Origin of the sequence: Pinibacter soli (assembly GCF_029961145.1) — a bacterium.
Lineage (GTDB): Bacteria > Bacteroidota > Bacteroidia > Chitinophagales > Chitinophagaceae > Pinibacter > Pinibacter soli.
On record NZ_JASBRG010000007.1, the window covers coordinates 1,152,267 to 1,177,262 of the forward strand.

Below are 24,996 nucleotides of genomic sequence, written 5' to 3' on the forward strand. Positions count from 1 at the left end.
GATTGTCATGATTTGTGATGATTTTTTGGTAACGATTTCTTAAACTGAAACTATATGAAGAGAAGTCTTTTTGTTGGTCTGTTATTTTTAAGTGCGAGTGTTTTTGCACAGCAAAATCGCAGTTTGGTTAATACATCACAAAGTCCAAATGTAAAATTAGGTTCCACCAACATGGGTGATGTACAATGGACAAAGGGCTTTTGGGCGGAGCGCTTTGATGTTTGCAAAAACGAAATGATTCCCAATATCTGGCACGTTTACACCGATGCCAGCATCAGTCACTCGTTCGAGAATTTTAAAATTGCCGCGGGCATTGACACAGGCTCACATTCGGGCCCTTCTTTTCATGACGGAGATTTTTATAAAGTCCTGGAAGCCGTTGCAGCCGTGTATGCTGTAACAAAAGATAGGAAACTTGATTCAATGACGGACGAAGCGATTGCTGTAATTGCAAAAGCTCAACGTGAGGACGGTTACATCTATACACCGGCCTTGATAGAAGCCAGAAAAGATCCGGCCAAAGCTAAGGCGTTTGCGGAGCGCATCAATTTTGAAGCATACAACTTTGGACATTTGATGACTGCCGGTTGTGTACATTATCGGGCAACAGGAAAAAAATCATTGCTCAACATAGCGATCAGGGCAGCGGATTTTCTAAACAAGTATTACCAGCATGCTTCGCCTGAATTGGCTCGCAATGCAATTTGCCCTTCGCATTATATGGGGCTCATAGAATTATACAGAACCACCAACAACAAGGCATACATGGAGCTTGCCAAAAACCTGATCGACATTCGTGGATACACCAACGACGGCACGGATGACAACCAGGATCGCGTACCATTTCGCCAACAAACAAAAGCAATCGGGCATGCGGTTCGTGCAAACTATCTGTATGCAGGTGCAACAGATGTTTATGCTGAAACAAAGGACGACTCTTTGATGTATTGCCTCGATCATATCTGGAACGATCTCGTGTTTAAGAAAATGTACATTACCGGAGGTTGCGGCGCCATGTACGACGGCGTTTCCCCGAATGGCACATCATACAATCCTAACGAGATCCAAAAAACACATCAGGCTTACGGCCTGGACTATCAGTTGCCAAACACAATGGCATATAATGAAACCTGTGCCAGCATTGGCAACCTGTTGTGGAACTGGCGCATGTTCCAGGCTACAGCCAATTCAAAATACATTGATGTGCTTGAACAGACTTTGTACAACAGTATTTTGTCGGGCATTAACTTAGAGGGCGATAAATTTTTCTATACTAACCCATTGAGTTCCTTTGATAATTTTCCTTACACACTTCGCTGGGCAGGTGGACGACAAGCGTACATCAAGTTATCCAACTGCTGCCCTCCTAATATCATTCGCACCATTGCAGAGATTTCCAGCTATGCGTATAGCCTTTCCGACAAAGGAATCTATTGCAATCTGTATAGCGGCAATGAGCTTTCTACAAAACTGAAGGATGGTTCCGTTGTAAAACTTTCCCAGGAGTCAAACTATCCATGGAGCGATAAGATCGTTATTAAAATGCAGCAGGCACCTTCTAAAAAATTCTCTATGTTCCTGCGCATTCCAAGCTGGTGCAGCAAAGCAACGATCACTGTCAACGAGCAACCTGTTGAAAACATACATGCCGAAAGTTACGTTGAAGTGGAAAGAACATGGAAGAAAAATGACAGCATCGTACTTACGTTACCAATGAAAACGAAGCTAATGGAATCGAATCCGTTAGTAGAAGAATCCCGCAATATGGTGGCGGTAAAACGCGGTCCGGTTGTATATTGTTTGGAATCAACTGATTTACCAAATGATGAAAAAGTTGCCGACATCCTGATTCCTGCATCCATACAACTCACACCTCAACCGATCACCATTTCAGGCAGCGAAGTAATGTCATTAACAGGCAAGGCAGAATGCCGCGTCAACAACAATAACTGGCAAAACCGTTTGTATCAGGAGTTTTCAAACAAGACCAAAGAGACAACCATAAAGCTGATCCCTTACTACACATGGGCCAATCGAGGCCACAGCGAAATGAGTGTTTGGCTGCCGGTAAGCAGGTAGAAAACTTCCAGCTTCCGGACCTGACGGGCTTTTGAAAACCCTGTCAGGTATAATAATCCGCTCTGCTTTCCAGCAACCCTTTAATTATCAACAAATTGGCGTATTCCTAAATTGTCTACTTTTAGCATACTGTATTACTGCCGGTTTATGAGGTTTGACGCCATCACGATAAAAGACATTGCAAACGCATTGGGTTTCTCCAAATCCACGGTTTCCCGTGCATTGCGGGATAGTCATGAGATCAGCCCGGAAACAAAAAAACTTATTTCCGCTTATGCAGAGGAACATAATTACAGACCCAATCCCATTGCTTTAAGTCTGAAGGAAAAACGAAGCCGCTCCATCGGCATAGTGGTTTGCGAAATCGCCAACAGCTTTTTCTCACAAGTGATTAATGGCATTGAATCCATCGCATATGACTGCGGATACAATGCGATCATCTCCCAAACACACGAATCTTTCGAACGTGAAATAGTCGGCCTCAATTATCTTTCATCAAGGTCGGTAGATGGTTTATTAATTTCCGTATCAGCAGAAACAACCAGTTTCAGCCATCTGAAAAGCCTGCACAACAAAGGTTTGCCGATCGTATTTTTTGACAGAGTGGCAAGCGATATCAAGACGCACAAAGTAACAGTTGACAACTTTACGGGCAGTTATGACGCAACAACGCATCTTATTGAAAACGGCTTTACACGAATTGCTAGTATTTCTCTTTCACAACACTCTTCCATTACGCAAGGAAGATTGAATGGATACAAGAAAGCACTAACCGACCATTACATTCCTATCGATGAAAGCCTGATCAGGTACTGTGCGCATGGTGGTTTGTTTTATGAAGAGTTGGAGAAAGAAATGAATGTACTGCTAAACCTGAAACAAAGGCCACAAGCTATTTTCGCGAGTTCGGATAAAATCACGATGGGCGTGTTGCGATATTTTAAATCAACCGGAATCCGTGTACCGAATGATATTGCAGTGGTTGGTTTTTCAAATTCTGAGACCACAGATCTTTTGCAACCCGCTCTCACAGTTGTCAGACAGCCCGCATTCGAAATGGGAAAAATTGCAACAGAAATGTTGATTAATCTAATGGAAGCAAAACGTGCAGTAAAGGTCTTTGAAAATCGTGTGCTTCCTGCAGAGCTAGTGGTGAGGGATTCGAGCGTGAAGCAAATGATTGAGCTATTGAATAACTGAGTAACTGAATAACTGACTACATTGTCGCCTTTTTATCAATGATTCAATAATTCTCCCGCAGCATATTTGGAAATCAGCAGCAGCGCCTTGATTAAGCATCGTTGCGACGCTCCGTTCAGCATTTGAATCTATATTGAACCGTGAATGTTACTTAAATCATTCTATCCCGCTTCCATTCAATCAACAAGCAAACCCGCACCGTCATTGCGAGACACTGCGGACAATGAATGCATGAATGCCTAAAACATGATTGATCTAACGCAACGTGGCGAAGCAATCCCCGACTGAGATTGCTTCGCCACATTGCTTTTATTGCAACCAACCTTTGCTTACCCAAGCATTGTTTCTATGCCGTGGCTCGCAATGACGATTCGGTGAGACTTCAGTAATTCAATTATTCAGTCATTCAGTTATCAGTCATTTCTCCGTCACTCTGAACCAATCTACATCTGAATATCCAGCATCATTCGTCACAACGGTGCGTGTACAGAACAATCCCATTTTTGCGCCGATCCATTTGCCAGCTTCTGCCTGGAATGTTTCATTAGTGCTGGTGAATTTTTCACCATCAAGACTATAGCTGAATTCGCATTTTGCACCTTCGATTACAGATACACGTAAGTAAACAGTTTTGCCGGATAAGCTTGCCAAAACTTTTTCTGTTTCACGTTCGCCGTTCACTGCGTTGCGACATGTCGCGTAAACAATGTTGATGCCATCTTTTGTAGAACGCAATCCTATGCTGGCATAGCTTTGTCCCATAATGATCAAACCTGTTCTTTCATCTTTTATTTTCGGATTTATGGTGAAAGTAAGTTTCGTTGTTGCAACAAATTTCTCCGCAGGAAACTTCTGAAGAAGCACGTTAGGAACATCCCAATAACTCTTGGCAGAATCAGGAATTTGCGTAGCATACAAGCGCAACGCACCTTTTGCTGTATTCATGAACGACCATGTCGCTTTTGGATTTGCCTGCCATTGCCATTGTAAACCAAGACCTGTTCCATTGAATTCATCGCTCTCGGCTGGAGTTTCGATTGGATAAACTTTTCCAACGTTTGGCTTCTTGTAAGTCACAACAGGTTCTCCTTTGCCATCGCCATCAGTATCAACTCCAATAACCGGCCAATCGTTTTTCCATGTCATTGGTTGCAAATGCACCACACGTCCATATGCTTCTTTATCCTGGAAATGCAGGAACCAATACTCGCCTGTTTTTGTATCTACCCATGCGCCCTGGTGCGGACCATTGATGGGAGATTTCCCCTGGTCCATAGCCACCTTTCTTTCATAAGGACCATAAATATTTTTTGATCGTAAGATCAATTGCCACCCGGTGCTAACGCCACCGGCCGGAGCAAAAATGTAGTAGTATCCGTTGCGTTTATAAAATTTAGGGCCTTCTAATGTTGGATCAAGTTCGTGACCATCATACACAAGTCTGCCTTCGTCTATTACTTTAGTTCCATCGGCAGTCAGCTGTTTTACAACAACAATACTTTTAATGCCGGCGCGACTTCCGGCATATGCGTGCACGAGATAAACTTTTCCATTATCATCCCAAAGCGGACATGGATCAATCAGGCCCTTGCCGGCTTCAACTAAAACCGGATCGCTCCATGTGCCGTTAATGCTTTTTGCTTTCGTCACATAAATACCGTAATCAGGATCGGGATAGTAAATGTAAAATTCGTTGTTGTGATAACGGATGGCGGGCGCCCAAACGCCATTTCCATGCTGTGTTGAAGAGAAGTGATCAAAAGGTGGCTGGCGCAGCAACGCATAACCCTGGATCGTCCAGTTCACCAGGTCTTTCGAATGAAGTATCGGCAATCCCGGCACTGCATCAAAGCTGGAAGCAACAAGATAATAATCATCTCCTACCCTTATCGCATCGGGATCTGAATAGTCGGCGTTGATCACCGGGTTTTTGTAGGTTCCATTTCCCTGATCGGAAACCCATACTTTTGATACCTGAGCGTTTGTTTGAATGGTGGATAAAAAAGTGGTAATTAAAAATGCACCAATGATTTTTTTGTTTCGCACGTCCTTTACTTTTTGTTTTTTCCTTGAACTATTCTGTTTGTAATATCAAATTTCTGTTCCCTGATTTCTGCGAGCACAAGCTCTGCCATTTTTCTTGCACCCAACTCGTTGAAGTGTGTGTTGTCTTCTTTTCCTTCAGGGTAGTTTGGGTGTTCGCCCGGCTGCAATTGATTAAAGAGCAATTTAGAGTTTTCCACGCCGAATTGTTGCAGTAAGGTTTTGCTTTTTTCATCCAGATCAATGAACAATACTTTTTCTTCTTTTGCAACGGTACGTACTACTGCTGCGTATTTTTCGTGTGTTTCTTCAACATTTCCTGCGCTGTCAAATTTACGTCTTGCAACAGGCGTTAATAAAACAGGCACACCGTTTTTACTTCTTACTTCTTTTACAAATCTTTGAAGGTTGCTTTTAAAAACATCTTCCGTTACATAGCTATTTACTTTTGTCGGCACTTCATCGTTGTGTCCGAATTGTATGAACACATAGTCGCCTTCATTCAAGCCATCCATTACTGCCTGCCATCTTCCTTCTGAAAGAAAAGTTCTTGTGCTTCTGCCGTTCTGTGCACGATTGTCAACTACAACAGTAGAATCAAAAAAATACTTGAATGGCATGCCCCAGCCCGTTTCAGGATAGGCCGTTGTTAATTTATCCGACATTGTTGAATCCCCTACGAGCCAGATCTTAATTTTCTTAGGCGGCAGATTAAAAGAGACCAGTGCGACTAAAAGTACGGCGAGAAGTTTGTTCATTATTTATGGTTTATGTTTTACGAATTCAAAAGTAAAAAATCAAAAGTCAAAATCGTGCAACATCCGACTACAATAAATCAGGCGGCAATTATACAATATCGCTCAATAAAGAACAAAAAGCACAAGAGTGCGACGCAAGAAAAGCTTAATATTTATTCTATTGTCTGGCCCATAATTGTTCTGCATTCAACAAGCACTATTTCTGTTAAATCCTTTATGTTATAAAACACCGACAAGCTAGTCAATTAAGACAAGCTTGCCGATGTTTTTTCAAATAACTATATCAAGCCGGAAATCAGAAACTAACTCCTAATTTTTAACTCCTAGTTGTATCCTTTGTTTTGATAAAACTCGCTCTTGTTCGTTACTGCATCCAACTGTTTTTGCGGGATCGGACGCAAGGTATCATCCAGCGTAACATACACTGCAGCATCCGGATTCAGGTTTTGCGTTTTGATACGGTCAACCAATTTGCCGGTACGTTTTAAATCGAACCAACGCAATTGCTCGCCGCCCAACTCTCTTGCTCTTTCATCTAAAATAAAATCGAGATTAACCTGTGCCGATGTGATCACCATATCATTTGTATGTCCCGGTAACGCAGCTCGCTTTCTTACAACGTTAATGAAATAAGCCGCTGAGTCAAGATCACCTTGTTTGTATTTTGCTTCAGCTGCAATCAGATACATTTCTGCTAAGCGAATCACAAATACATCTCTTGCACTTTGCGCTTCAGCCAAACTCGCACGGGTAGAATCTTTGAATTTGGAAAGAGAAACATAGAACAGGTTTTGCAAAAATCCACCATTAGCCTTGTATACTTTTGTAGCATCATATACAGTATATTTTCTTGTTGCTATATCCTTGATTGTATCTGGAGTAGCCCAGCAAACAGTGTCGCCTATTTTGAAGCTGCCGCCTGCTTGATTGCATGTCCAAAGTGACTGGAACGAACCATTGTAACGTGAATCGAAATTTCTGTTAAACATTCTCAGATAAGACAGCGTTGGCATGTAGCGGTTGAAGGGACGGCCATTATTAATGTCGCGAATCAATACTGATTTATTCACCTGGTCATACACCATCAGGTACAAAAGGTGATCACTGTTTGAACCGCGTGAGTGACCATAAGGATAAGTCGGGGTTGTCATGTCATTGTAAGAAAGGTTGGTTGAATAATCAACTGCCCAGATCACTTCCTTGTTTTTGCCGGGGCCCATGTTGCCCATATTCCACAAATCAACATAGTTGGGAAGCAGGGAGAATCCGTAGTTTTTAATCACATCATTTGCCAAAGCAGCAGCTTGCACATTCATACCGCGGGTCAAATACATTCTCGCTAAAAATGCTTTTGCAACAGGAAGTGTTGCGCGACCATAGTCGCTTGTTGTTGTTGGTAGATTGGCAATAGCAAAATTCAAGTCGGTAAATATCTGGCGATAAAAACTATCAATCGGTGTGCGGTTTGCTGTTGTTTGCGCACCTGCAGAAGGAACGGTTGTAAAATGCACACCGCCCCATGTTTCTACAATGTGCCAGTAGTAGAAGGCACGAAGAAAACGCAATTCTCCTTCTCTCATTTTTTTCTGCGCATCGGTGTAGTCTGGCACAGCAGCTATGCCTGCTATACCTGTGTTACACAGGTTGATGGCTGCATAAAAATTATCCCACTCAAGGTTAAGAGAGGCCGTATTACCACCTTGCAGGTTATTGTACTGTGTAAGTTGTGGATACACATCACCGCTTCCACTTGTCCAGATATCGGTACCCATTTCTGAAAGGCTCACGCCTTCTTCTTTTCCGTACCAGAAACGATCGTAACTGTAAGCGGCGGTTACCAGTGTTTCGAAACCTGCTGCATTATTAAAAACCGTTGCAGAGGTGGTTCCGCTCGGGTTATATTCTTGTAACTTTTTATTGCAGGCTGCAGTAATGACAGCCAGCGCAATGAAACATATATATAGATGATTCTTTTTCATAAATAACTTCTTAAATGTTTACAGATCAATATTTAAACCTCCTACAACCAGTTTTGTCAACGGTCTGTCGAATGAACCGCTTCCTTCCGGATCGTAGTCTTTCACTTTAGACATTGTGAAGTAGTTCTTAGCACTTACATAAAACCGCAATGAACTAATGTGCCACTTGTCCGTCGTTTTGTGAGGAAGTGTGTAACCCAACGTGATGCTTCTTATTTTTACGAAGGAACCATCTTTATATCCAAGTGTTGTTGCGAATGGCAAAGCTGCTCTTGATATTTTTGAGTTTGGTCTTGGATAATCATTTGTTGGATTTTCAGGTGTCCAGTAATTGACAACAGCTCCATTTTCGATTGCGTTCGGTTCGAATTTGTTTGCATAGTCAGAAACAAAAGTCTGGCCCTGTCTCGCAACAATGAACATGTTAAAATCGAAGCCTTTGTATTTCAAATCGTTTCCAAAACCAATTGTATATCTTGGCACCGCTGATCCCACAACTTTTCTATCATTGTTTGCATCGATCTTTCCATCCGGCTTGCCCCCAGGACCGCTAATATCCCGTACTCTGATGTCGCCCGGGTTGTATCCAAATGATTTAGCCAACGCAGAGTCAGCTGTTTGCCAGACACCTATTTTATCATAATCATAAAATGATTTAACCGGAGAGCCAATAATCAGGCTGTTCGCGATATCACTTTGGCCGCCTACTAAGTCAACAATCTGTTCTTTGTTGTGCGTAAATGTCACTGTAGATGACCATGTGAAATTTTTATTCTCAATGTTCACACTTGACAAACCAAGCTCAATACCATTATTGCGTGTTTTACCAACGTTTTGCACGATCGTAGAAAAACCTGAAGTAGTTGGCAACACTCTTGCCAGCAACAGGTCATGCGTTCTTGAATCATAGTAATCCAATGTACCTGTCAATCTGTTTTTGAAAAAACCGAAATCAAACCCAAGGTTCAATGTGTTGGTCAGCTCCCATTTCAGATCAGGATTACCGGCACGTGGGTTAAATCCATAAGCCAGTGTGCTTTTATCGTTGTATTCATAAGGAATCAACATCAATACACTTTGCGTTGAGTAAGGCGGTACAGCGTAGTTTCCTGCAACGCCATAGCTTGCTCTTAATTTTAATTCAGAGAAGATGTGTTGGCCTTTCATGAAACTTTCATCGATAACGCGCCATCCCGCAGCAACAGAAGGGAAGTAGGCCCATCTGTTAGCTTCTGACAAAATGGATGACCCGTCTGCACGTATAGTCGCTGCCAGCAAATACTTGCCTGCGTAACTATAGTTTAAGCGAAGGGCACCTGATGCCAGGTTGCTTCCTATGTAATTGCTAGAGATCGAAACGTTAGCAGGATTGTTTTGCAACGCATAGAACGTTTGTCCCTGCAACAGCTGACCGGTACCTGAAGCCTGCGAACTATCTACCTTACTTGCTATATAGCTGGTTACACCCGTTACTTCAAAGCTATGTTTGTCGAACTTTTTCTGATAAGTGATAATGTTTTCCCAGATAAGATCCGTACCTAAAGCATTTGTCACTCTTGATAACGAACCGGAAGACAATGCACGGTCGATTGTGTTGGCACTTTCAAAGAACCCATTGCGTGAATTGCTATTGGTTATACCAAGATTTGAGCGCAGCGTAAGACCTTGTATTGGTTTCCATTCTGCATAAGCAGTTGAAAGGATACGCGTGGTGTTTGTCTGGTTGATATAGGCACCAGGCAACTCTTCCATTAATGGGTTGAACTGCGCACCATTGCCAGGATATTTTGCCAGCGTACCATCAGCATTATACGGTGTGTAGTAAGGCAATACTTTATTGGCAACAGTTAGCACACCGTCCTGCCTTGAGTTGCCTTTGTAGTATGTCAACTGACTTTCCAATCCTACCTTAAATGTTTTAGCAAGCATTTGTTCAATGTTCAAACGAACAGCGTACCTGTTTTGATAGTCATTGGAAAGAATACCTGTTTCTCTTAAATAGTCAACGGAGAAATAAACTTTTGTTCGTTCACTACCACCTGCAACACCAATATTATAGTCCTGCTGAGAACCGTTTTTGATCAAATATCCCGGCCAGTAGGTAGACACCCCGTTTTGCACTGCTGCCAGGTCTGCGGGACTTGTAAATACCTTTGGATCATCTGCTGGTGAGTTCCATACACCGGCAGTGCGATAGGCCTGGCGTTTGAGGTCAGCGAATTCAGGACCTGTCATTGGTTTAGGATATCCGGCTACCTGTGTCTGTCCATAGTATGCGCCGGCGCTTATATGCGGCTTTCCGCTGGTTCCTCTTTTTGTACTGATGATCACCACACCATTCGCGCCTTTTGCGCCGAAGATGGCTGTAGATGATGCGTCCTTCAAAACTTCCATTGACTGAATGTCATTTGGATTAATATCCTGGTAGCTTGAGTACTGAATACCATCTACAATGAACAGCGGACCATTTTGTGCAAGGATGGAACGATTACCGCGAACAGTAATATTTACACCTGCACCTGCGGCACCACTTGTTCTCACGATGTCAACACCCGGCATTTTACCCTGCACACTTTCCATTACGTTGTTACCAGCCACTTTCTTCACTTCTTCACCTTTAATGGAAACAACGGCACCGGTAAGATCTTTCTTCTTTACCGAACCATAACCCACTACCACTACTTGTTCCAGCTCTTTTTTGTTGGTGACCATGGATACGTCTATGGTTGTTCTGCCGCCCACAGCTACTTCCTGCGCATCGTAGCCAATGAAGGAAAAAACCAGCACTGCATTATTATCTGCATTGATGGAATACAAGCCCTGCAAATTCGTGGAAACGCCTTTACTTTTGCCCTTGACCATAACGGAAACATTTGCGAGCGCCTCGCCTTTTTCATCGGTTACTTTACCGGTAATAATGCCTAATGGATGATTTGAATTGGTTACGACAACATTCAAATGCCGGCTCAATTCAAAGGTAGGAGAAGCCAATGACACCAAAGGCACACATGCTGCCAACAGTAGGGCGCCTTTTCGTAGAAGGGGATTTGTATTACACAAATGCTCCCGCGCAATCGTTAGTAATGGTTTCATAATAGTAGTTGTTGTGGTATATATTAAAAAGCTTGAGTGAACTCATTGAGCTCTCTTATAACATCTTACTGGAACCGGAAAAAATGACGGAAGACAAACAGAAACGGAGATGAAACAATAATTCCATTTGTATTGTGCCTGGAATTTATTTCATGGCAAAAATTGTGATAACTAAGTTTTTGACTCAGGTCGATTGAAGAGATTTTCATTTTGGCAAACGTTATTTGATCCGCAGCTAAAAATACCAAAATCAAATATTTGCGCTAAGTGATGAGCGATATATTTGTACGCAAACGTTCCCGAAGAGAAAGAAGTAAAAAATGTATCCTCTCCTTCTCTGTAATAAAGAGAAGCTAATTTCCGATACCTAAATATGATGACAAGTAATAACATCGAAAAGCTGCACTAATCGCTTATAATCCATTAATTACCACTCAAAACTAAATGTCTATCTTGCAATTTCATTAACACAACTCAACATTACTTTTTACCAACATGAAGACGAATTCATTATCCGCAAAACCTCACTATGCCATACTGGATGGACTACGCGGCGTTGCAGCGCTTATGGTAGTTGCATTTCATCTGTGCGAGCCGCATTCAACCAGTCACCAGGATCAAATCATCAATCATGGTTATCTCGCAGTTGATTTTTTCTTTTTGCTTTCAGGGTTTGTAATTGGCTATGCCTACGACGATCGATGGGGAAAAATGACAACCGGAAATTTCTTTAAACGACGGCTCGCAAGGCTTCAGCCTATGGTTATCATGGGAATGATCATCGGCGCGATCTGTTATTATTTCCAGGCATCTGCTGCTTTTCCGTTAATACAACAAACTCCGGTTTGGAAAATGCTTCTTATAATGCTGATCGGTTGCACTATGTTGCCGTTGCCTCCTTCTGCGGACATCCGCGGCTGGGCCGAAACATATACGCTTGACGGGCCAGCATGGTCATTATTTTTTGAGTATGTTGTCAACATTTTTTATGCGCTTGGCGCAAGAAAGCTTTCAAAAACAATTCTTTCTATCCTTGTTGGCTTATCAGCGGCGGCGTTGATACATCTTGCAGTAACGCAGGGTGATGTTATCGGCGGCTGGTCGCTGGACGCACCGCAATTGCGTATTGGATTTTGCAGGGTTATGTTTCCGTTCTTTGGCGGACTGTTATTGTTCCGTGTTGCTAAATTGCGCAATATCAAAAATGCATTTGTGTGGTGCAGCCTGCTGACCATTATTGTGCTTGCAGCGCCAAGAATCGGCACAAAGGAACATTTATGGATGAATGGCTTATATGATTCCTTAAGCATCGTTTTGATCTTTCCTCTTATCATTTTCCTGGGCGCAAGTGGCGAAATACAAAGCAATGCGGGAAAGAAAATATGCAAGTTTCTCGGCGACATTTCTTATCCCATTTATATTACGCACTATCCACTTATTTACATTTATACGGCCTGGGTATCCGATAAAAAAATTCCGCTGAAGGAAGCCTACCCAGTGTCGGTATTGGTGTTTGTTTCTGCAGTGGCAATTGCCTACGCTTGTTTGAAATGGTACGATGAGCCGGTGAGAGCATGGCTGAATAGGAAAATGTTTGTGAAAACTCCAGCTAAAGTGACACAAGAAACAGAGGTGACGGTGAAATAGACGAAGCTAAACGCCTAACGCTAAATGCAAATATGCTTGCGTTTAGTGTTAGGCGTTTAGCATTAAGCATTCCAAATTCTACTAGCTTTGCCCATATGAACGCAGGCACCATTTTACACAGCACACCCCTTCTTGACGATACTATTTTCGAAGACACTTCTATACTCATCACAGAACATAACGAAAAAGGTGCGATGGGTTTTGTGATCAACAAACTGTTTGATCGAAAGCTCAACGAACTGGAAGAGTTCAAACACATCAGGCCCTTCCCTCTACACGATGGCGGACCAGTGGACCGCGAACATCTTTTTTTCATCCACCAGCGACCAGACTTAATAAAAGACGGAACGTTGACTCACAACAACATTTACCTCGGCGGTGATTTTAAAACTGCCGTGAAGCTGATCAATGATCGAACAATCACAGAAAAAGACGTCAAAATTTTCATCGGCTATTGTGGCTGGGATGCCAACGAACTAGAGGAAGAAATTGCGGAAGGAAGCTGGGGAATCAGCGAAACAGAAACTTCATTTGATTTGACATTCTCGTAACTTCATTATTTGGCACCTGCTTCTTCTTTGATTATTTCCTTAAACTTCATAAGCCGGTCGCCGATAAAAAATACATCAGGGTGCTTATTGAAATTTTCGGTATTAGTCCTGCGCCTTTCAATATCCGACTTATAATCATTCAAAAGAGAAGCAAGATCTCCGCTTCTGCCATATATGTATGAGCCCATCGTCAAAGACTCCGTCAATTCAAAGTGTACGATCTTTTCCACATTAGGGCTTGCATCAATTTCCAGACAGTCCATCATAATTTTTTCAACGCATGGAAATACGTTCTCTGGAGAATCGCCATACCTGCCGAAATAATAGCCGTTTATAAAATCATCCGTTGTTGGTTGGCGACCTTCGAGATAGTCAAACAAAGTAAAATCATAGTACTTGTTGAATTTCTCTGAAATAAAAACTGCCAAATACTTTCCTTCACCGCAATGAATACTTACACAATCTCCTTTTCTATACTTCACCAGTTTGCCTCTCACTTTATCAGGTGAGCCCTTTTTGATCCAATAATCTTTGGGCGGCGATATTATACCTTTACTAAACTCTCCTTTACGAAATGTACCGATTGCATTAAACTCGATTACTTTTTTAAACTCCTTATCCCAAATACAAAATCCGCTAACACCTATCAACTCTTCAACATGCTTCATCAAATCAGGTTTCGCACACTCAAAAGAATCTTTTCGTGTTTTCGAAAAATAGAAACTACCCTCATTAAAAAACTCATTGAACTCAGATGCTATAAGCTCATTCTTAAAATCTTCCTTTACGCCACAATAGACCCACTCTGAATCCGCTTGTCTCACCCAATCAACTTTGCCTATCGCTTTTTTATTTGCCTCGTAAATAAGTCTGGAATCCATTTTTCTATTTATGCACTCAATATAGCAACTTTCGAAGAGAGAGCACTCAGATGACACAGATTTGACTGGTTTGCGCTGATTTTTTCGCGCAGCAGGAAATTAGTTGAAAGTTGAAAATGAGTTGTTCGATCAGGCTTTCTTTCTTCATTCTCAACTTTCAATTTTCAATTTTCAATTCTTCCTCAACCCCTCCATATAATTCGCAATTTCTTTCCTCAACGCACTTATCAAACCTGCCTTTTGCGCTTCATCGCCTTCTGCTCTAAAGAAAATATGCAGGCTTGATATGCCCTCTCCTTCTGTTGCCGCATGAAATGCAAGCGTGTTGGTCGTTATAGATGCTGGAACCGGATCGGTGACCTTTAGCACGATGAATTTATATTCCGGTTGATATTGCGTCACTTCATCTTTTCTTTTACTTCCGTCGGCAAAAGTAATTTCACGTTTCAAATTCTGCGCCTCTCCTTTTGCATCGATAGATGTGATGTAGCCATTACTTATCGTTGCCCATTTCGCAGGATCTTTAATTGCATCCCACAGCGCCGGAACAGGTTTATTGAATTTAACCGTCGTATCAAAATCCCAACTTGTTTTTTGCGCTGCTTGCATCTGTGCAAACGAACAACTATAATTAGCTACGCAAAAAAATACGATCAATAAATATTTATGCATCATTAGAATGTAGTTTTTTTTCTATTGGCTAAAGCGAAAGAGCAATAAATAAATGAATGAATCAATCATAACAACTCGAATTTAGCAGCGCATGGGTGTTAAGAGAGACGCGTTCAACGCGATTCTACGAGAGGAGAATGCGATTCGCCCCTACCATTTTCAATTTTCAACTTTCAATTTCTCCTATCCATTACTCAAAACCTTCTCAATCTCTTTTGCTGAATCTGCAGAAAAACCGTTGTACTTGCTAACAATTTTGCCCTGCTTGTCAATCAGGTAAATCGTTGGTATGCCAGAGAAAAGGAAGTTCTTCATCGTTGCATTTTTATCGGGACTTAACAATTGCTTCCATGGCATTCCTTCTTCTTCCATTGCTTTCGTCCACGCTTTTTTGTTGTCATCTATTGAAACGCTCACGATATCAAACCCTTTTTCTTTGTATTTTTCATACAACTCCTTCACTTTAGGAATTGCTTGTCTGCACGGACCGCACCAGCTTGCCCAAAAATCGATCAGCACATACTTTCCTTTATATTGCTCAAGTCCTTGCATTACACCATTATTATCCGGGTAAGAAATAACAGGCACCGGCATCCCTGGTTTAAGCGAATTTGCTTTGGCCATTTTTTCTTCCATGTCTGCCTTCATTTGCACGCCATCTTTGAACCATGGGTAGCGCTTGTTTAAATCAGCAAGAATGGGCATGATAATATCCTGGTCTTTTTCCCAGTTCAGCATACCAAGTCCATACACTACCACGGGACGATTGCGATAGGCATGTATCAACACTTTCAGCCTGTCTTTAAAATCGTCGGCAAGCCCCTTATAAGGATCTTTCTTCTTAAGATAGCCGGACCACAGAGAATCTCCCGCTTTGCCGGCTTCATACATTTCCCTGCTATCTGCAATCATTGATTGATAATTGCGGTAAACAATGTGATCAACAAGATTGATGAAGTTGTTGTCTGCCGAACCTTCTACAAAGATGTAAGGCGGATTTTTTATTTTAATTTTTGCGGTATCGTAACCGCGTGAATTGATCGTCATGGATGAGTCTGTATACACCGTTACTCTGTCCCACTTCACGATGTCGACGGTATATATACTAGGCACGGTTGCATCTACTTTCAACTGCCAGGTGCCATCAGCTGCAACGTCTACAGAATCGTAGGTTATTGTATCCCAGCCTTTGCTTTTGCTCAGCCATACCTTATTTAAGTAAGTATAAGGGGCCCGATTAATAAACTGAACTTTCCCTTTAATGACGATGTACTTCTTCGCAACTTTCTTTTGCGCCTGTAACGCGCTGATGGCAAGCAATGCACCAGCAACCACTAACAACTTTTTCATTTTGTTTATTTTGAACTTTTAATTTGTATGCATTGAAACATTGAGGCATAGCAAGTCGCGCAGCGGGATTTTCACCCACCGGCTTTTTTACTGTTGTATGAACTCAAATTAATTGGGGGTTTTTCCTCACCACTAAGGCCACTAAGTTTCACTAAGAGATTTCCTAACTCCTAGTTCCTAATTCCTAATTACCTATCGCTTTCTTTCCCGCATCAATAAACTTATCTGCTTCCTGGTAGCCGCCATCGCGGGATACGAGTTTACCGTCGCCGTCGATATAGAGGAAAGATGGGTAGGCGTTCACGCTGTATTTTTTTGCAAGCGCAGGACCTTCGCCTTTCTCCATGTCGAGGCTGACATTGATGAAGTTCTTGTTGTAAAAGTCGGCAACGACATCAAGCGTAAACACATCTTTCGCCATCATGATGCAAGGTCTGCACCATTGTGTGTACGCATCTACAAACACGAGCTTGTGCTCTTTCTTTGCTTGTGCGAGTATAGAAGCCCAATTGCTTTCAGTGAATGTGATGGATCTTTTGTTGTCGTTTTTAACTTTTGCAACAGCCATCGAGCTACGTGCCTTAGTCATCAAAATGGCTGGATCTTTCACTACTACGCCTGCGTTTGTAAAATCAAGCTGATCGCCATTTCCAGCATAAAAAACATAAGCCGGATACATGAGCATAGCTAAATGCGGCGCAAACTTTTTACCTTCTTCTGTTGTCATGTTCATTTTGATGCTGATGCAGTGATCGTTGAAATAACGCGCAACCGAATCTGCAGTAAAAACATCTTTATCTGCTTGCAAATTGACGGGAGAAGGCTTTGCCATCTGTACGTCAACAAAAACAACTTTATTATATTTTTTCGCTTTCGCTACGGCCTCATCAAAACCAATGTTTTGAAAACGAATAGAGTCTTGGGCAAACAAGCTATTCGCAGAAACAAATACTAAACCTGCGAGCATAAGGGCCCGGTCAAAAAATTTCATACAATTCATTTTTTGTTTTTAAATGGAATCAAATTGTTAAGAGTAAAGAACAACTAAGGTGCGTATCCTGTATTTTGTTTTATAAGACCATTAGATATATCAATTTCGCTTTGCGGTATTGGCAATACTTTTTTCGCCTCCGGCAAATCCGGCGACTGCAAAGGTTTTCCCGTGCGTATTAAATCGTAGCGATAAAACCCCTCAAAAGCCAGTTCAAATTTTCGCTGCTGCAATATTTTTTCTATCAATGCATTCGCGTTCGCAAAATCAGCACTGGTCAACGGTGTAGCGTTCGGCAGTGAACGGGTACGTATTGTGTTAAGCAATGTGATGGACTCAGCATTTACGCCTTGTATTCTTGCCAAAGCTTCTGAACGAACGAGCATTACTTCCGCCAATCGTATTACAGGCACATTGTCTCTGCTGTTTTGATTATTGAACTTGAATGTCGTGTAATCATTGAGGCGATCTGTGTTATAAATCTGATCTCCTTTAAACATCAACTGGCTCACACGCAGATCACCGCTTTCAAACTCGCTCATGAAATTTTTATTGATCCAGAATGCGCGTTTGTAATAATAAGTGGAACCAACGCTATTGCTAACTGATGTACTTGTGCCCACCATCTGGCTCACGGGAAATGCAAGTATGTGCTCGGCTGTAAGATTTTGCGCTGCTCCGGAAGGATTTGCAGGAAACAGCTGCAGGAGATTATTGACGATCGAATAGGTGCCCGTCTCGTCAAGTACTGCCTTCGCAGCATCCCCCGCTTCTTTGAATTTTCCCATGTACAAATAACATCTTGCAAGCAAAGCATTGGCTCCGCCTTTTGTGGCACGTGATCTTGTGTTGAGATCATTTGCCTGTTTCTCAGGTAATATAGCGGCCGCTTCAGTAAGATCTTTTACAATGCTGTTATAAATATCGCCATTGGTAGAGCGTGGTATTACCTGCCCTGTCTTGTAACCCTGGAATGGCGTTAATTGCAGCGGCAAACCCAATCCATCCATTTTGCCTGTCAGGGCACCGTCTCCGTACAACTTGAGCAAATCAAGATAAGCATAGGCGCGAATAAATTTTGCTTCTGCTATGAACTGATCTTCCTTTGCCTGCTCAAATTGACCAAAGCGTGGAATTTTATCGATTATGTTATTGGCGATATTGACTGTCTGAAAATACTCCGTCCACATTCCTACAACACTATAATCCGTGGGCAATGCTGTGCCCTTTACATAAGCATCATAATTAATCGCATGATTCAGTGTTGTGGTGCTGAAGTCACCGAAAGTATAAGCGATGTATTGTGTGGCAGAGCCAAACAAATTGTAGTAGCCTTCCATCAATGCCTGTTCTGCACCGCTTGATGTAGCAAACACATCCTTATCTACCAATGTGTTTTCCGGTGATATGTCCAGCTTTTTATTGCAGGCGATCATGGAGATTGCCGCGCCAAAAAGCAGTAAGTAAAATATTTTTTTTGTCATGGTTACTTCTCTTTAAAATCTACAATCCAACATTGAAACCAACCTGGTACATTTTGTTTTGCGGCATCGTTATTTCATCATAGCCCGATTGCAGCGCCGATGAGCCAAATGCATTCACTTCAGGATCCAGGCCAGTGTACTTTGTAAGGGTAAACAAATTGGTTGCTCTCGCAAATATCTGAATGGTTCGTACTGTATTTTTTGTCGCATGCATCAGCTTATCAGTGCGCACATTATATGCGAGTGAAAGTGTGCGCAAACGCAGGTATGATGCATCTTCCAGGAAACGACTGATTGTTCTGCTAGTGGTAAAATCCATTGTACTCGCTGCCGATCCCGGTGATGTTGTAATGGATGCATTTGCCAATTTTGGAATTGCCGTAATATGACCGGGCACTAACCAGTGGTCCATTATATCTGTGCTTAAATTCGCAGCATCCGCGGTGGCATAAGTAAGAAGGCTCGCTTTTGCACCGTTGATCATTTTTCCCCCGTAAGAAAATGAAAGGAATGCATTCAGCTCCCAGTTCTTATAAGTAAATGTGTTTCCCAAGCCACCAAAGAAATCAGGTAAACTTGTTCCGTACGGTTTTCTGAAATCATTCACATCATTAACTACAGCAAACAGCGAAGCCGGAGGTATGGTGGAAACGCCGCCTTTGTTATCGTTCCACAAAGGATTACCTGTCATTGGATCTACGCCCTGCCATGTGTACAAAAAGAATTGCGCAGCGGGCTCCCCTTCTTTCATGTACTTGTAGGCATCATTTGCAAGGCCCACTTCTTCACCGCTAAAATTGAGCTTAATAATTTTATTGGTGTTGCGTGAAATGTTGAAATTAAGTGCCCATGAAAAATTCTTTCTTCTCATCACATCGCTGGTGATCGTCAATTCCAATCCTTTGTTCATCATATCGCCGATGTTTTGCGGCTGCGATGTCCAGCCCTGGTATAGCGGAACGGCTGAACTTAGTATCATGTCTTTGATGCGGCGCTGATAGTAATCAAACACCACGGTCAGGCGGCTGTCGAACAACGATGCATCCAAACCGATATCAACAGATCTCGTTCTCTCCCACTTTAGATTTGGGTTATCCGGTTGCTGCATTTGCAAGATCGGAGTTCCCGCATAAGTGATGTTGTCGCTATTGATCGTATATTGTCCCTGGCTGCCATAGTACGAAGTCGTGCTGTTGTTTCCGGAATAGCCAACACTACCACGTATTTTAAGATCGGTGATCCATTTTTGATTCATCAAAAATGACTCTTGCGATAAGCGCCAGCCTGCAGAGAATGATGGAAACCCAACATATCTGTTGTTGCTTGCAAACCTTGATGAACCGTCAATTCTGTAAGTGATGCCGGCAAGATATTTATTCTTAAACTCATAGTTGGCTCTCGCAAAATAAGACACCAGCGCCCATTTCTGGTTCAATGCAGATGATACATACCTCCTGCTTGCCGCAGTTATGCTCCTGATGTTGTCGTTGAAAAAACCATAACCGCCAATGCCGGTAGTCGATTCATTTGACTGCTCATAACTTTGACCCACGATGGCATTGATGTAGTGACTGCCACCTAGAGTTTTAAGAAAAGTAATGGTGTTGTTTACAACGATCTTTCTGTTGTTCGCAGTGCTTTGTACAGCATCGTCGCCAAAGCCGCTTGGCAGTTTCACTCTTCTTGTATAGGCATTTGAGTTGGTAAACTGCGTACCAAACTCAGAGCGCAAATTGAGCCATGAGTAAGGCTTGTATTGCAAAAAGATATTTCCCAATGCATCCGAAACGTTTAGCGTATTCGTATTCAGATTGGCATCTGCTACCGGATTAGCATCTAACTTTCCGTAAGGGTTTGTACCAATGCCGTAGTAATATTTCCCTGTTGAATCTTTTACGGGAAGATTCGGTGCTTTCGTAATGGCGGCGCGGTAAATAGCCGGCGCATTCATTGACGAATTGGCTGAATAGTTCATCGACATGTTTACACCGAGCGATATAGCTTTCGATGCCTGGTAATTTACATTTACTCTTCCTGTGTACCTGGTATAATCATTGTTGATCACATAACTCGGCTGATCTGTGTATGAACCACTAATAAAGAATTGCGCCTTATCGGTTCCTCCGGCCATTGATACATCTGCCTGTTGTGTAAAAGCGGTGCGTGTTACTTCGTCCTGCCAATTAGTATTGTAAGGTGAATTGAAAATTTTAGTTGAACCCAGTTCTTTGTAGTACGTTGTGTATATGTCATTGTACTGCGGGCCATTAAGCAATGAATATTTTCCTATCGGCTGAACTGCTCCGGCCGTATAACGAACGTTGAAAGATGTTTTTCCCCTGTTGCCTTTTTTAGTGGTAATCAAAATAACACCGGCAGAACCGCGTGAACCATAGATTGATGTGGCATACGCATCTTTCAAAATTTCGATTGACTCAATGTCCGCGGGATTTAAAGAAGCAAGCGGATTGTTTTCAAATGATTGTTCCGGTGTAAGATTGTTGCTCACATTCACGCCGCCAAAACTTGCCGCGGCTGTGGTTGAATTTTTAAAAGTGCTTGTGTTCGTAGTTTTTCCCGAGCCGTACACTGGCATACCATCAATAACAATCAGCGGTTGGTTGCCGTCAGGATTCAATGTGCTCAAACCACGAATAGTAATGGCTGTCGCAGAGCCCGGAACGCCTGAACTTGACAACACGTTTACGCCTGCAGCTTTTCCGGTTATTGCGTTATCGAATGAAATATCTGCTGCCTTATTTAACTCGTCCCCACTTATGGAAGTAATGGAACCGGTGATGTTTCTTTTTCTTTCATTGCCATAGCCCACTACCACAACTTCATTCATGTCTTTACTCGCGGACAAAAGCCTGAGTGCCTGAAAGACATTCTTGTTGCAGGCGGTTTCAAGTTTTGCAAAACCAACGGCTGTTACCACAAGTGTATCACCTGGTTGTACAAGCAAATGAAATTTCCCGTTCTCATCACTGGTTGTGCCTTTCTTAGAACCTTTTACTCTGATAGAAGCGCCGGGAACTATAGCACCATCTTTTTCTGAGCTAACAGTACCCTCAACCTTGCGGGTTGCGGACTTCGTATCCTGTGCGTGCGACATCGAAGCTATGCACGATATTGCAACGAGATACAGAATATGTTTGCGTATTTTTTTTCTCAAAGCCATATCCACGTGCAGTCATTAATGGTTATTAAAATAGAAAATACAGTTGAACATTGCTGATGACATATGGAGATGTCATCAGCAATATTTGTTTTAATTACTTATTCAGGGAACTGGCCTTTCCAGGTATCGTTGATAAATGAGTAGGTGCCCGCCGCCGGCATCGACGCTTGTCCGCCCACGATCCAAATGGTGTTATTGTTCACAAAGTAACTAAAATGTGCACGTCCGGCAATGCTGGAAGGCAACGCTCTTACATCACCTGCAGAAGCTTTTTTCCAGGTCACACCTTTGTCTTCAGATATCCATAATTCGCTGGAGGCATCGGTCGAATTTACCTCGCCGCCAAACAGGAACAACTGGTCCTTGTACACAATCACTTTGTGTCCCCATCTTTCCGTAAATACCTGTGTAGTTGTTACCTGCGTCCAGTTCGCACCATCGGTAGAGTTCCACACATCATTCAGCAATTTGCCTGAATTGTCTCTACCGCCAACAACCCATATTTTGTTATCGTAAACAAATACGGCTGGCTCCGTTCTTGCTATAAAAGCCGCAGCATCAGTAACTTTTGTCCATGTCGCACCGTCTGTGGTGCTCCAAACATCATTCAATGCAGTGCCCGGGGAGTTTGCGTTACCGAATGCAGGATAACCGTTTCCGCCAATCACAAACAATTTGCTATTGAACACAACTGCCGCTGTACGTTCGCGGGCCGACCATATCGTAGCGCCTGCAGCCGGTGTGGTAAGCGTCCAGGAAACACCGTCTGTAGAACTCCATACCTTGTTCGTAACATTGCTGAAGTTGAAACCGATCCCGGGAACCAGACCACCAACCAGCCACATTTTATTATTAAATCCAAACACACCTGTCTGGCGCTCTGCGTAAGGAACATTGTTCGTTGCATCGTCTTTCGCAGTCACCTTTGTCCACGTGATTCCATCTACAGAAGACCACAATCCGGAGTTAAACACACCGAATGAACCGCTCTCCGCTGCTGCTACCCAAAGCTTGCCGCCATAGAATCCTGCAGTGGATGTGCGATAAGGCCCCCAGCCGCCATTGGCTGTTGCCTGCTGCCATGCAACTGTTTTAGGATCAAGTTTGGCAACGTTTACCCTTACTGTGTAATTGCGTTTTGTTATACCATCTTGTGCAACAGAAGTATACATTACCGGAGAGGAAAAATTATTTGCTGTGGTGCCCGAAACCTGCACCACTTCACCCACTTTGGTGGTAGAATTAGGCACTGCTTTAAAGATGGCAACGAGTGAAGAAACATTTGTTTGAAATGGCAAACTATCTGTGTTTTCAATGGTTGCCTTGGTTTCATCAATCTTGAAACTCACGTTCACATCTTTAATACTGAATTCGCTTAAACCGGCGAGATTACTTTTTGCTTCATCTTTTTTGCAGGATGCAAGCAATGTTGTACCAATCAGGAAAATGCCCAACACTCTGTGGGTGCTTTGGGAGGAATAAGACAGCATAGTTTTGTTGTTTTTTATTTTCAAAAAATACAGGCGCAGGAGTTCCCGTTCCCGTTTTTAAAGAGAATTAGCAAATGGCAAAAACAATAAATGTTAAGAGGGACGTTGAATAAGGCAAAAGTTAAAAATCAAAAGTCAAAACAGGCGGCTCTCAAATGAACCTCAACTGCTTGTTAAAGCAAGGTCCAACATTTACCACTAAGGAACGAAGGGCACTAAGACACACTAAGAGAGACCGCGTATGGTGAAACTCTTTTTACTTTTTACTTTTTACTTTTTACTTTTCTATTGCATGGCTTTCATTGGCACCGCTTTCATTACTTCTTTCTTTTCTTCTTTTTTCTGCGTGGTGGCAACGGGTACAGATTTTCCGAATAGTTCCTCGAGCTTCAGTTCCATTGGTCCTTTCTTTGTGCTTTCAAAACCTACTTCTTTTAGCAATATTTTTCCTTGCGGATCTATCAGGTATGTTGTGGGTACGCCGGTGATGGCGAAACCTTTATCTGCTACGGAATTATCATCCAGCGTTTGTATCCATGGATTGTTTTCCTGCGCCACCGCTTTTAACCATGCAGCTTTGTCTTTATCAATCGAAATGCTCAGCATTTCAAATTCATTGCTTTTAAACGTTTTATACACTTCGCGCATGTGCGGAAACGACTGTCTGCAGGGGCTGCACCAGCTGGCCCAGAAATCGATGATCACATATTTTCCTTTTAGCGAAGCGAAATCAAATTGCTTCCCTTCAGGAGAAACGGCTGTAAAGTTTTTCACCGTGGCACCGATGGCAGAGCTTTTCAAACCCTGTATATAGTTGGCTACTCTCTTTGCATCATCTGTTTTTTTAACAGCCGGGGAAAACATTGCGTATGTTTTTTCAAGCTCATCAACACTCATCATGTTTCTTGCATAACCGACCACTGCAAAGGCCGACACGTAACTGTCTTTATTTTCTTTTACAAACGACATGATCATTGGAACAATAATCGCCTTTTGCAGTGAGTCCCTGCTTTTGCTCAATGCCGCAGCATTCGGATCGGTCTCGGGCAGCCATCCTTTACCATAAATTTTCTCCAGCTGCTGATTCACTTTCTTAAATGCAGCTGATTGTTGATCATTATAAGACTGATATAGCTCTGGCGTTTTACCTCCTGTGACCTTTGTACTGTGAAAACCTTTTGTGATGTCGGTAGTAAGGTAATAGGTTCCCGGTTTGTCGATCAACACACCGTAGGGCTGGTACATTCCATTGTTGCGGATATCATACTCGTCATAGAACAATTGCAGCACAGGTCCTTCATACGGCAACTCTATGGAAAAAGCGCCATCTGATATTATCGCTGTATCCTTCGTGGTGTGACCGGTGTAGGTGAACACGTTATTGTATCCTTTGGTATCGCCGGATACCTTTCCTTTGAAAATGATCTTACTTTGCGCACTGGCGCTCGCTACAAGTGAACTGCATATTATGGCGGCTGTATAAAATTTCATCAGGCTGTTTTTAAAAAATCAAAATTCAAAAGTCAAAATAGCGGCTCCAGTTTTTTACTTTTTACTTTTTACTTTTACTTCCCTATTGACAGTACATAATTATCAA

At 42.5% G+C, this 24,996-nt stretch carries 16 protein-coding genes; 4 read left to right on the forward strand and 12 right to left on the reverse strand.

Features of this window, described 5'->3' with window-relative positions; all coding sequences use genetic code 11:
- Positions 1-54: 54 nt before the first annotated feature.
- Complete coding sequence (locus tag QJ048_RS15370) at positions 55-2,079, forward strand: aceric acid hydrolase (RefSeq protein WP_282335280.1); 2,025 nt, start codon at positions 55-57, stop codon at positions 2,077-2,079.
- Positions 2,080-2,226: 147 nt separating this feature from the next.
- Positions 2,227-3,279 (forward strand): LacI family DNA-binding transcriptional regulator, encoded by a 1,053-nt coding sequence (locus QJ048_RS15375; protein ID WP_282335281.1) that lies wholly within the window; start codon positions 2,227-2,229, stop codon positions 3,277-3,279.
- Positions 3,280-3,696: 417 nt separating this feature from the next.
- On the opposite strand, the gene QJ048_RS15380 is transcribed toward QJ048_RS15375, so the two are convergent.
- The 4 genes from QJ048_RS15380 to QJ048_RS15395 all read right to left on the reverse strand — a co-directional run bounded on the left by QJ048_RS15380 (position 3,697) and on the right by QJ048_RS15395 (position 11,152).
- Complete coding sequence (locus QJ048_RS15380; RefSeq protein WP_282335282.1) at positions 3,697-5,325, reverse strand: glycoside hydrolase family 43 protein; 1,629 nt, start codon at positions 5,323-5,325, stop codon at positions 3,697-3,699.
- Positions 5,326-5,330: 5 nt separating this feature from the next.
- Complete coding sequence (locus tag QJ048_RS15385) at positions 5,331-6,080, reverse strand: rhamnogalacturonan acetylesterase (RefSeq protein WP_282335283.1); 750 nt, start codon at positions 6,078-6,080, stop codon at positions 5,331-5,333.
- Positions 6,081-6,403: 323 nt separating this feature from the next.
- A complete protein-coding gene (locus tag QJ048_RS15390) occupies positions 6,404-8,059 on the reverse strand; it encodes a RagB/SusD family nutrient uptake outer membrane protein (protein WP_282335284.1) in 1,656 nt (551 codons plus the stop codon).
- A gap of 18 nt (positions 8,060-8,077) precedes the next feature.
- Entirely contained in the window at positions 8,078-11,152 is a 3,075-nt protein-coding gene (locus QJ048_RS15395; RefSeq protein ID WP_282335285.1) for a SusC/RagA family TonB-linked outer membrane protein, read from the reverse strand.
- Between the two features lie 495 nt (positions 11,153-11,647).
- Between QJ048_RS15395 and QJ048_RS15400 the strand changes: the two genes are divergently transcribed.
- Complete coding sequence (locus tag QJ048_RS15400; RefSeq protein WP_282335286.1) at positions 11,648-12,799, forward strand: acyltransferase family protein; 1,152 nt, start codon at positions 11,648-11,650, stop codon at positions 12,797-12,799.
- A 95-nt stretch (positions 12,800-12,894) separates the two neighbouring features.
- Positions 12,895-13,350, forward strand: a complete 456-nt coding sequence (locus QJ048_RS15405; RefSeq protein WP_282335287.1) for a YqgE/AlgH family protein — start codon at positions 12,895-12,897, stop codon at positions 13,348-13,350.
- 5 nt (positions 13,351-13,355) lie between these two features.
- Here the strand turns inward: QJ048_RS15405 and QJ048_RS15410 are convergent, their stop codons facing one another.
- From QJ048_RS15410 to QJ048_RS15445, 8 genes are all read right to left on the reverse strand, one after another.
- The gene (locus tag QJ048_RS15410) at positions 13,356-14,231 is read right to left on the reverse strand and encodes a hypothetical protein (RefSeq protein WP_282335288.1); all 876 of its coding nucleotides are present in this window, start codon (positions 14,229-14,231) and stop codon (positions 13,356-13,358) included.
- A gap of 171 nt (positions 14,232-14,402) precedes the next feature.
- Positions 14,403-14,906 (reverse strand): SRPBCC family protein, encoded by a 504-nt coding sequence (locus tag QJ048_RS15415; protein ID WP_282335289.1) that lies wholly within the window; start codon positions 14,904-14,906, stop codon positions 14,403-14,405.
- A 180-nt stretch (positions 14,907-15,086) separates the two neighbouring features.
- Complete coding sequence (locus QJ048_RS15420) at positions 15,087-16,253, reverse strand: TlpA family protein disulfide reductase (RefSeq protein ID WP_282335290.1); 1,167 nt, start codon at positions 16,251-16,253, stop codon at positions 15,087-15,089.
- Between the two features lie 184 nt (positions 16,254-16,437).
- Positions 16,438-17,244, reverse strand: coding sequence for a thioredoxin family protein (locus QJ048_RS15425; protein ID WP_282335291.1), 807 nt, complete (start codon positions 17,242-17,244; stop codon positions 16,438-16,440).
- 53 nt (positions 17,245-17,297) lie between these two features.
- Positions 17,298-18,728 (reverse strand): RagB/SusD family nutrient uptake outer membrane protein, encoded by a 1,431-nt coding sequence (locus tag QJ048_RS15430; protein ID WP_282335292.1) that lies wholly within the window; start codon positions 18,726-18,728, stop codon positions 17,298-17,300.
- Between the two features lie 19 nt (positions 18,729-18,747).
- Entirely contained in the window at positions 18,748-21,909 is a 3,162-nt protein-coding gene (locus tag QJ048_RS15435; RefSeq protein WP_282335293.1) for a SusC/RagA family TonB-linked outer membrane protein, read from the reverse strand.
- 98 nt (positions 21,910-22,007) lie between these two features.
- Positions 22,008-23,399, reverse strand: coding sequence for a Kelch repeat-containing protein (locus tag QJ048_RS15440; protein ID WP_282335294.1), 1,392 nt, complete (start codon positions 23,397-23,399; stop codon positions 22,008-22,010).
- 285 nt (positions 23,400-23,684) lie between these two features.
- A complete protein-coding gene (locus QJ048_RS15445) occupies positions 23,685-24,890 on the reverse strand; it encodes a TlpA disulfide reductase family protein (protein ID WP_282335295.1) in 1,206 nt (401 codons plus the stop codon).
- Positions 24,891-24,996: the final 106 nt, after the last annotated feature.